Origin of the sequence: Nocardia sp. JMUB6875 (assembly GCF_041154655.1) — a bacterium.
Lineage (GTDB): Bacteria > Actinomycetota > Actinomycetes > Mycobacteriales > Mycobacteriaceae > Nocardia.
Genome location: NZ_BAAFGR010000100.1, coordinates 20429 through 30157, shown reverse-complemented (window position 1 = coordinate 30157; position 9729 = coordinate 20429). Strand labels below are relative to the sequence as shown.

Genomic DNA, 9729 nt, shown 5'->3' with positions numbered 1-9729 from the left:
GGCTCGGGCGGTGTTGAGCGGGGAGGGTGCGCCGGGGGATTTGCGGCTGGCGTGTCTGGTGTCGTCGACCGCGGTGGCGTTGCATCGGCAGCAGTGGTGGCGGGCACTGGATCTGGCGGATGAATCCTTGGACGCGGCACGGCGGTTCGGGCAGGACGGGCCAGGTCGTCCTGGGTTATGTGCTGACCGGGTTGGCCTTCGATACGAGCATCGCGGCGCTCGTGGTGTCGACCGAGCAGGATCTCGCGCTTCTGGGCGGGGCGCGAGAGGTGCTATGCCAGGCGGTGACCGTGGTGTTCGCCGACACCGGGCAGCGGTGGGACCGACGCCCGGACAGCCCGCTCGACGAAAACGCGCGCAGAGAGCTTTTGCTGGACCTGGCAGAGCGGGTGCTCAGGGATGTCTTGGTCGCGACCGTCGAGGCGACGCGATGAGCGCAGGTGAACAGCGCACCAGGTACCCGGCACCGGCGGGTGCGGAGTGTCGCGATATTGGGCGACTCAGGAGTGACGACAACATGATGAGCGGCACAGAACACCAACCGCTGATCGCACCACCGGCCACGAGGGCCGTCACCACATCACAGGCAAGGCGAGGTTCGAGCGCCGTCGAGGCCGACCACGGTCGTTCGCGGGAGCGGAACCCCGGCTGCGAAGCGGTAATTGAAAGATACGCACGACTTTTCGCGAATGGATTGCCAGTGCGCTGCACTCCCGGCAAGCGTGAATCCGACGGACGTGCGCCCCGCATGATGTCGGCAGGCACGGACGGCAAGCTCATTTACGACGACCGCAGATCAGCCAACGCCGCGGCAAAGGCGTTCGAACAATTTGACGGCATCCCGTTGCGTCCGTATCCGTGCAGGCGGTCGCGACACGGGCATTTTCATTTGACGACCGACGGCGCGCGGATGCGCCGCCTCAATCGAACAAGCGGCGCAGCCAAGGACCAACCACGAGATGAGCGGAATCATGAATAGGGCGAACCTGTTTGCCTATGGGCTGGCGTTCTCGACGGTAGCCGTCCTGATATGGAGACAGCATCCGACTAGGGTGAGCGAGCCCGTTGGGCCGTTCCATTACGACGGCGTCGATCCGGAATGCGAAATCGGCGAGACCGAACGTGCCAGGGCCACCGAGGTGGCTGCTGATATCGCAGGAAAGTTCAGCGATCAGCAGGAGCCTGCCCCAACGCCAACGCTCCAGGCCGATGCCCGCGCGTTGTCTACGTACCTGCTGAGCTTGGCCAGCAGGGAGTGGTCGTATCTCGTCGCCCATATGGCGACTCGCGTGGAGTGGCACACGACACCTTGCTATTTCGGCATGGAGTGCGGCCGGGAACAAGACGTCTATGAGTTCAGGACATCACGTTGGCGGGCCGAATTGGCGGAGGCTCTTGGCATCCATTGGGGTTACAGGCAGATTCCTTTCATCTTGCCTCCAGAGCCCACTGTCATCACCCAGATGCCGATGGCCATTCTCGCCGCGATGCGGCATCACCTGTCGGACCTCAAAGTGCCACGCGAGAATTCGGTCCATTTCGTCGGGCGACCAGCTGACTACGACCCGGACGATGCCGTTTCGATATCCGAACATGTCGAAGGACTAACACCATGAATGCCGTTGAAATACTGCGGCCGATGGCCGTCGGACTCGTGGGTCATCCGGACTCGGAGAGCGTGACCTGGACAGTGATAGACGCGCTGAAGACGGCCGTGCAGCCCCACTACGAGTGGGGCGGAACCTACCTGGACTATCCCTGCCACCGCACCCTGGAGACCATCTGCACGGCCGCGAGCCGCGGCTTGATCCGGGTCGTCGTGGTGCCGACCGCCGAGCAACTGCCCGAGGGACGGAGGGAGCTGCGCACGCAGAACGTGTTGGTTCGCGTCGTGGTGGCCGAGGAGCTGGCCACGTCGCTCACCGAGGACGAGGCGGTGATGCCGGATGAACAGTGAATCGCCAACGCATGAGGAGAGGTCGCAATTGATGATCTGGTGCCGGGCTGCGGCGCGAGTGAGGCTTTTTGTTGTGTGCCGCAGGACTGTTAGAGACCGGAGGTGATCGTGTGACCGGGGTGATCGTGACCGGTGGCGTGGGGTTCGTCGGAAGTCATCTGCTGAGGACCTTGACCGAACGCGGCGACGACGTGCGTGTGCTGGATTTGGTCGATGTCGCGGACCAGCCGAAGGTGGCGGGGATCTTGGATTCGTGCGACTTCGATTATCGAGCGGTCGATGTTCGCGATTCTGCGGCGATCGACGACGCGATCGACGGCGCGGAGCTGGTGTTCCACCTGGCGTCGCATGTCGGGTTGTCGCACTACCTGCGTGATGCCGAGGATGTGGCCGATGTCATTTTCAACGGCACCCGCATCGTGGCGAACGCGGCGCTGCGACGGGGCGTGCCGATGGTGTTCACCAGCACGAGTGAGGTTTTCGGCCGCAACCCAAGCCTGCCGTGGCCGGAGACCGCGGACTGCGTGATGGGCGACGCGAGTCGACCGCGCTGGGTGTATGCGACAGCGAAGATGCTGGCTGAGCAGCTGCTGTTCGACCTCGCCCGCCGCAGGGGCCTTCGGTTCACCACCGTGCGCTTGTTCAATGTGTATGGGCCGGGACAGGATTCGAGTTTCTTCGTGACCCGGACCCTGTGGCGACTCGCGCACGGCTATCAGCCGGTGGTTCTCGACGGCGGCGAGCAGCGTCGGTGCTTCACCTTCATCGACGACGCGGTTGCTGCGCTGGTGCGGGCGTCGCAGACGCCCGCGGCGTTCGGTGAGGCGTTCAATATCGGCTCGACCACACCGATCAGTGTGCTTGGGGCGATCGACACGCTCGCCGAGGTAGCGGGAGTTGACCGGTCCGGGCTGGTGCCGATCCACCGAAGTTCACGGGATCTCTACGGCCCCAACCACGACGAGCCGATCGCACGGATTCCCGACATCGGCAAAGCGGTGCGCATCCTGGGATGGCAGCCGTCGACATCGCTGACCGAGGGCGCGACGGCGATGCTGGACTGGGCGAACCATCGCGGCTGGTGGACCAGCGACGTGCTGGACGTGGACTGATGCGCACCCACCACGCCACCGCCGAGCCGCCGCCGTTCGTCACCAGGAGGCAGCTCGAGCCGAACTGCCTGGACGATCTGCTGTCGAGCCTGGGCTTAGACCTGAGTGAGGTGTGCGGCGGGGGTGGGTCGAACGCGACGGTGTGCCGGTTCCAGCACGAGGGCCGGGCGCACGTCGTGAAGTTCGTGCGGTCGGGCACGGAGCTGGTCGACGGACACGATGCAGCCACGTTGGGACGCAAGGCCGACCAGATCGACCTGATACGCCGATGCTGCCCGCAGCTGAGGGATCGGGTAGTCGCGCCGGTGGCGGTGTATCGCGGTGACGACGGCTGCGCACTGGTGATGCCGTGGGTCGAGGGGACTCCGGTCGCTCAGCTGCTGGACGAGGCCGGCGACCCCGCCGTGTTCTTCGCCGCACTGACTCCGATTCTGACGGAGCTGTTCGACCACGGCTACGCCGTGTCGTCGACTCCGGCGCCGCCGGGCACCTTCGCTCGCCTGCACCTCGACCGCATCGAGCGGCGACTGAACGTCGTTCGCGCCAACCTCGACTCACGATTGCTGGACGGTGAGCTTCCGATCAACGGGGTGCGGTGTCCGAAGTTGGAGGACGCACTAGCGCTGCTGCGGTCAAGTCCGGACCTGCTCGCGACACTGGAGCCACCGCAGCTTACAGCCCGCGCAGACGTTCGGGTGTGCCGGTGTCATTCCCGGTCTCCTGGGACGCGCTGGACGGTGTGCACCCCTCCGACTTCACGGTCCGTACCGCGTTGGATCAGCTCCGCGACCCGATGCCGTGGTTGGCAGGCATTGCCCCACAGCAGATTCCGGCCGACCTACTGGAAGAGGGCCACACGATCCCGGTCGCCCGGGTGCAAGCCATGCACGAAGGCAAGCGCCGCAAACGCGCTCGCGAACAGGGCGAGACCGCCTAGCAGGTCGGTGTGGTGGGCAACGTCGCGAGCTATCCCGCGCCGCCGAGCTTTGCGCCGCTCCCCGCCCATTAAGGTCGAGTAGTCACGCTCGCTCGTGCATGGCTTTGATGAGGCGGGACACCGGGCTTTCGGCGTTATAGGCCACAGCGAGTTCGGCGAGGCGGGTCGGATCGGCCGGAGCTGTAGGCAGCTCGTCGGATTTGGAGAAGGTGACCTCGGCGTCGCGAACAACCCGGACAACGGGTGCTGCGGCGGTGAGATACTCCTGTGCGGCAGTGAGTTTCGCCCGCACGCCAGCGGCAAGGTCGGAAGCTGGATCCGCGACGGCGGCCATCAGGGCGTCGAGGGAGCCGTAGCGCAGGATTAGGGAGGAGGCCGACTTCTCGCCGATGCCCTTCACGCCGGGTAGTCCATCGGAGGCGTCGCCGCGCAGGGTGGCGAGGTCGGCGTAGGCGGGGCCTGCATTGGTCACGGGCACACCGTATTTCGCGGCCACCTCGGCCGGGCCGAACAGCTCGGCCTTGGCGAGGCCGCGTCCGACGTAGAGCACTCGCACCGGTGGTCGTCCCGGGTCGTCGGACGCCAGCTGCAGCAGGTCGCGGTCGCCGCTGACGACCACGACGTCGTTGGTGCGTTCCCTGGTGGCAAGCGTGCCCAGCACGTCGTCGGCCTCGAGACCGTCGGCTCCGGCGGTGGCGATGCCTGCGGCCGCGAGTACGTCCAGGATCATGTCGACCTGCGGAGTCAGCAGATCGGGGACCTCCTCAGCACCCGGGGCTGCATCGTCGGAGGAGTCGAGGCGGTGGGCCTTGTACGACGGGACTGCGTCCACGCGGAACTGCGGGCGCCAGTCCAGGTCGAGGCACACCGCGAGCCGGGACGGCTGATGACGGGTGATCAGCGCGGCGACCATGTCGGTGAACCCGCGCACGGCATTCACCGATCGCCCGTCGGGGGCGACGAGCTTGTCGGGCACGGCATAGAACGCGCGGAACCAGAGGCTCGCACCGTCCAGGAGCAGCAACGTCATGGGTGTCTAGGGTAGCCCCCACGCCAAGTTTCGATGCAGGCGTAGCCTCGTTTGGGTGAGTTCCCTAGCCGCAGTCACACGTTTTCCGTCGTCGGTCTACGACAGCAGGCTGAAGGCCGCCGCGGTGTTGGCGGCCCGGTCCGGGCTGGATGGACTGTTAGTGACGCCAGGCCCTGACCTGGAGTTTCTCGTCGGATCGCGATCGCAGACCTTCGAGCGACTGAGCTGTCTGGTGATCCCTGCGGACGGCAGTGCGTCGACCATGGTGGTGCCGACGCTGGAACTCGCCTCGCTCAAGGAGTCCGCGATCACCGAGCTCGGGTTGCCCGTGCTGGACTGGGTCGACGGGGTTGACCCATACCGCATGTGTATGTCGCTGTTGCCCTCGGGTCCCTTTGTCGGCGTGTCAGATTCGATGCCTGCTCTGCATCTGATCCCGCTTGGCGAGGCCATGCACACCCAGCCGATTCTGGCGACCACCGTGCTGCGACAACTGCGCATGGTGAAGGACGAGGCCGAGATCGACGAGCTGCGTCGGGCAGGCGCGGCTATCGACCGCGTGCACGCCCGGATGGGTGAGTTCCTGCGCGCAGGCCGCACCGAGGTGGAGGTGGCCAAAGACATCGCCGAGGCGATCGTCGCAGAAGGCCATACCTTCGCTGCCTTCGTGATCGTCGGCAGCGGCCCCAACGGTGCCGATCCCCATCATGAGCAGTCGGAGCGAGTCATCGAACACGGTGATGTCGTCGTGATCGACATCGGTGGACCCGTGTCGACGGGCTACAACTCCGACAGCACCCGGACCTACGTCCTTGGTGAGCCGAATCCCGAAGTGGCCGAACAGATCGCGATCCTGGAACGGGCGCAGGCGGCGGCCGTCGCGGCCGTGCGCCCGGGTGTGACCGCCGAATCGGTCGACGCAGCCGCCCGCGAGGTGTTGGCCGCCGCCGGTCTGGCCGAGGCCTTCGTGCACCGGACCGGCCATGGCATCGGATTATCGGTCCATGAAGAGCCGTACATCGTTGCCGGAAACGCGCTTCCGCTCACCGCAGGAATGGCTTTCAGCATCGAGCCCGGCATCTACTTCCGCGGTCGCTGGGGTGCCCGGATCGAGGACATCGTGGTGGTCACCGCCGACGGCTGCGAGTCCGTGAACAACCGGCCCCACGGGCTCACTAGGCTCTAAGCCACTTGCGGCCGGACCGGTGTCGTGCGCACAGCGGCAACGCCGGTGACCGCAGCCGCGACCAGTACCGGTGCGACTGCACCCAGTGGGTTCATCGGCCGAGCCGCCATCAGGAATGTGCCAGCCATGACGAAAGCCGGTGCGCCCCAAAGGACTGCCGTCATCGCACGCGAGCCGGGAAGGTGCACTCCTGCGCGCAGCTTGCGACGTGTCCAGCCCGACATCGACCCGATGATGGCGGTGGACAGCACTCCCGCACCGGTCCACGGCCCGCCATGGGCGCCGTCGCCGATCAGGATGAAGCCGGTGACTGCCACCAGTACGGTCACGACCGGTACAGCAGTAATCGCGAGGACCTGACCTCGTCGATTCGGGAACGGTTGGCTCGCATCGACAATCTGGCTGACGGTCAGACATTGCAAGCCGAGCAGGACGGCCAGTCCGATGGCGACGGTGACATGAAAAGCCAACAGTGTGGTGAACATGGATTCCTCCAGAACGAATGTGATTCGATACGATACGGAATCGTATCGCAATAGTAGGATGAGTGTCGAGAGGAGGCTGTGTGACCGAGACTGAGCGTGCAGCTGGACGTCCGCGTGATGAACGGCGCGACCGAGAGCTGATCGAGGCGGCCCAGCAGCTACTGGCCGAGGTCGGCTACGACAAGCTGACCATGGAGGCCGTCGCGGCCCGAGTCGGCGCGGGCAAGGCGACCGTCTACCGTCGCTGGAAAACCAAGGCGGACTTGGTGCTCGACACAGTTCGCTCCTTGCAGTGGGCCGAGCCAACGCCGAACACCGGGTCGCTGCGCTCGGATCTGCTCGCCCTCGGTGAGACCTTCATGGCCCGCGATGCCCTACGCGATGCGGTGCAGGCCGGTCTGCTCACCGCAATGGCACGCGACGACACGGTCCGAGCCGCGATGTACGAAATGGTCGGCCGCCCACGCCAACAAGCATTCGCCGCCATCGTCGCCCAAGCCCACGCACGCGGCGAGATTTCCCGCCCCGAACGCGGCCCCGACATAGCCAGAATTTTCCCGGCCATGACCTTCCATCAGCTCGTGCTCCGCAAACAACCCATGGACGCCGCCTTCGTCACCCACGTAGTCGACGACTACATCCTCCCCCTCCTCACCCGCGACTGATTGCCTGAGACTGATCACTCGCAACTGATCGCTGTGTGCGCCGAGTTGCGTATAGTCGCCTTTCGCTCCCGCTTCCTCCCCCTTCGAAAGCGTTTGCTCCCCTTTGGGTTTCAAGCGTGTCGGTGCTGCGTGGCATGGTGGTCGGTATGCCAAGTCTTCCTCACGACGCGCTCGCGGAACTGCTGCAGCGACGGTGGTGGACAGCAACTTCAGCGTGGTCGATCCATTCGATCCATCGCAGGAGGTGGCGTTTCACGTCGATGGGGCAGTGCTGCTGGAAAGCCGCAGTGGCAAGTTATAGGTGGTGTTGGAACCGCAGACAGATCCGGCGACGCCGGCCAAGCGCCGCGCCCGGTCGGCGTTTCTGCAACTTGCGCTGGCGGCCGTGCGTCCTGGTGTCACTCCAGAGTCGGTGTGCGCAGCCCTGGGGCGTATTGGCTGAGGCTGGTCTTACCGAGGATCGAGGACATTGTCGTCCTCACAGCAGACGGTCGTCAGTCGGTAACAACCAACCAGGCGGCTTTAGCCCGCCTTAGCCCACTCGACGTTGCACGGTTCGACCTCGAAACCTTTCGTCATGCCATTCAACAGGCCGTCGACACCGGCGACCGGATCGTTACCGGCCATCGCACCCTTTGACTATCGAGTCCAACTTTCGTCGCCCCAAATCACACGGCGAAAATGGGTCCAAGTCTCGTTTGTCCATCTCGAGGGCCCTCAGGATACCGTCGTAGGTGTCGGTGTAAGTCGACCGTCTACTCCGATCGATCTGCACCTTCTGGACTCAAGAAAGGGTGGCAGGATGACCATCGAGCCCGCCCGAGTTAGCAATCTGTCCTCCTCACTCGGCTTGGCTTGGACAGACGTCGTGAGTGCCTCGACCCCGATTATCTCGAGACATCCCGGCCGTCGCGGAATGTTGCGGCCGCCCCGCGCTGCTGCAGGAGTTGCGTCCGTTCTGCTTATGGATGGGTGCACCTGCCGTATGCGCCGTAGCAACACTCGATCGGCGGGCCGGTGACCGGCGTTGCACCGACTAAACAGAACGCGAAATTCGGCTCACGAAGGTAAGAATCCAAAGATTGGACCCATGGTAATGATCCCCCCAATCACCGACTGGCCGAGTCCCATGAATTATCCATTCCCGAGGACCAGGATGCTGGAGCCACAGCCCATTCTCGCGGTGCTGCGCCGCGAGCGTCCCGTGGCCGAGATCATCCTCCCTAACGGTGTCCCCGCTTTTCTGGTCACTCGGTATCGCGACGTGTGCACAGTGCTTGAAGATCGCCGATTTAGCCGGACCGCACTGTCCAAGGCCGGGGCGGGACAATTCGTTGCCTACCTTCCGTCGGAGGCGGTAGATCCAGAATCAGCCGACCACTCGATGCCCCACCGTGTGGTGAACCGATGGTTCACTCCACAGGGGGTGGAACGGTTGCGTCGTCGGACTCAACAGGTAACCGATCAGCTGCTGCTTTCGATCGAAAGCTGTACTCCGCCGATCGATCTAGTCGCGGCACTAGCCAATGCACTGCCTATGACGATCATCGGTGAACTCGTTGGAATTCCGGAAGCGGATCGGCAATGGGTTCGGGAGAGAGCACCACTAGTGGCTGTCGACTCACCTACCGACGAGTCTAGGATGGCCGAAGCAGCAGTTTTCCGTTACTTTGAAGAACAGTTCGAGCAGCGACGTGTCATACGGACCGATGACGTCCTCGGTGCGCTGTTGGAGGCTCATGAGGACAATCCAGGTACACTTCCGATACAGAAACTCGCCCCGCTAGCAATGCGGCTGTGCCTACCTGGTCTCCATTCGGTGGCGGCTACGTTAGGGAAGGCTGTCCCTGTTCTGCTCCGTCAGCCAGAAATCTATGCTGCCCTGCGGTGTCGCCCGGAGCTGGTCGAGCCAGTTGTCGAGGAACTGCTGCGCTTGGCGCCACCGGTATCGACATCGTTGCCTAGGCAGACCCTGACCGACGTCGAGATTTCCGGTGTGCGCATCCCCGGTGGCAGCATCGTGGTAGCGAGTCTAGAGTCGGCGAACTTTGACCCCGAACAGTATTCTCATCCAGAATTCATCGTCCCGGAAAGAGGCGATCGCAGACACACGACCTTCTCGCTTGGCTCAAACTATTGCTTCGGCGCGGCACTGTCTCGGATGGAGCTGCAAGTCGTCATCGGAACCCTCGCAAGAAGAATGCCGAATCTGAGACTGGCTGTTACCGAGGACGAGCTGCATTTCCGTGCAGGAGTGGTTGCCCCGGACGTACTTAATCTCCCAGTTCTCTGGTGAATGCGGGTCTGCTCAATGCTTGGAGGTCTCTATGCACACGTTAACGTCGCCGGTGTTTTGT

Annotated in this window: 9 protein-coding genes and 1 pseudogene; 8 read left to right on the top strand and 2 right to left on the bottom strand. The window is 64.1% G+C overall.

The window, feature by feature from the left end:
- Positions 1 to 119: 119 nt before the first annotated feature.
- The 5 genes and pseudogenes from ACAM49_RS24345 to ACAM49_RS24325 form a co-directional block, all read left to right on the top strand.
- Positions 120 to 434 (top strand): hypothetical protein, encoded by a 315-nt coding sequence (locus tag ACAM49_RS24345; RefSeq protein ID WP_369637877.1) that lies wholly within the window; start codon positions 120 to 122, stop codon positions 432 to 434.
- Positions 435 to 959: 525 nt separating this feature from the next.
- Positions 960 to 1616 (top strand): hypothetical protein, encoded by a 657-nt coding sequence (locus tag ACAM49_RS24340; RefSeq protein WP_369637873.1) that lies wholly within the window; start codon positions 960 to 962, stop codon positions 1614 to 1616.
- Positions 1613 to 1957 (top strand): hypothetical protein, encoded by a 345-nt coding sequence (locus ACAM49_RS24335; RefSeq protein ID WP_369637872.1) that lies wholly within the window; start codon positions 1613 to 1615, stop codon positions 1955 to 1957. The genes ACAM49_RS24340 and ACAM49_RS24335 overlap by 4 nt, the downstream gene beginning before the upstream one ends.
- 110 nt (positions 1958 to 2067) lie before the next feature.
- Positions 2068 to 3069 (top strand): NAD-dependent epimerase/dehydratase family protein, encoded by a 1002-nt coding sequence (locus ACAM49_RS24330; protein ID WP_369637871.1) that lies wholly within the window; start codon positions 2068 to 2070, stop codon positions 3067 to 3069.
- A gap of 658 nt (positions 3070 to 3727) precedes the next feature.
- A pseudogene (locus ACAM49_RS24325) lies at positions 3728 to 4006 on the top strand (ATP-dependent DNA ligase); the annotation flags it as partial.
- An 82-nt stretch (positions 4007 to 4088) separates the two neighbouring features.
- Here ACAM49_RS24325 and ACAM49_RS24320 read toward each other — a convergent pair.
- The gene (locus ACAM49_RS24320) at positions 4089 to 5036 is read right to left on the bottom strand and encodes a 5'-3' exonuclease H3TH domain-containing protein (protein ID WP_369637870.1); all 948 of its coding nucleotides are present in this window, start codon (positions 5034 to 5036) and stop codon (positions 4089 to 4091) included.
- A 55-nt stretch (positions 5037 to 5091) separates the two neighbouring features.
- Here ACAM49_RS24320 and ACAM49_RS24315 point away from each other — a divergent pair, with 55 nt between their 5' ends.
- Entirely contained in the window at positions 5092 to 6222 is a 1131-nt protein-coding gene (locus tag ACAM49_RS24315) for a M24 family metallopeptidase (protein WP_369637869.1), read from the top strand.
- Here ACAM49_RS24315 and ACAM49_RS24310 read toward each other — a convergent pair.
- On the bottom strand, positions 6219 to 6707 hold the full coding sequence (locus ACAM49_RS24310; RefSeq protein ID WP_369637868.1) for a hypothetical protein: 489 nt from the start codon (positions 6705 to 6707) through the stop codon (positions 6219 to 6221). The genes ACAM49_RS24315 and ACAM49_RS24310 overlap by 4 nt on opposite strands.
- An 80-nt stretch (positions 6708 to 6787) precedes the next feature.
- Between ACAM49_RS24310 and ACAM49_RS24305 the strand changes: the two genes are divergently transcribed.
- Positions 6788 to 7372 carry a TetR/AcrR family transcriptional regulator gene (locus tag ACAM49_RS24305; protein ID WP_369637867.1) on the top strand — a complete coding sequence of 195 codons (585 nt, stop codon included), beginning with the start codon at positions 6788 to 6790 and terminating at the stop codon, positions 7370 to 7372.
- 1204 nt (positions 7373 to 8576) lie between these two features.
- Complete coding sequence (locus ACAM49_RS24300) at positions 8577 to 9668, top strand: cytochrome P450 (protein WP_369637866.1); 1092 nt, start codon at positions 8577 to 8579, stop codon at positions 9666 to 9668.
- Positions 9669 to 9729: the final 61 nt, after the last annotated feature.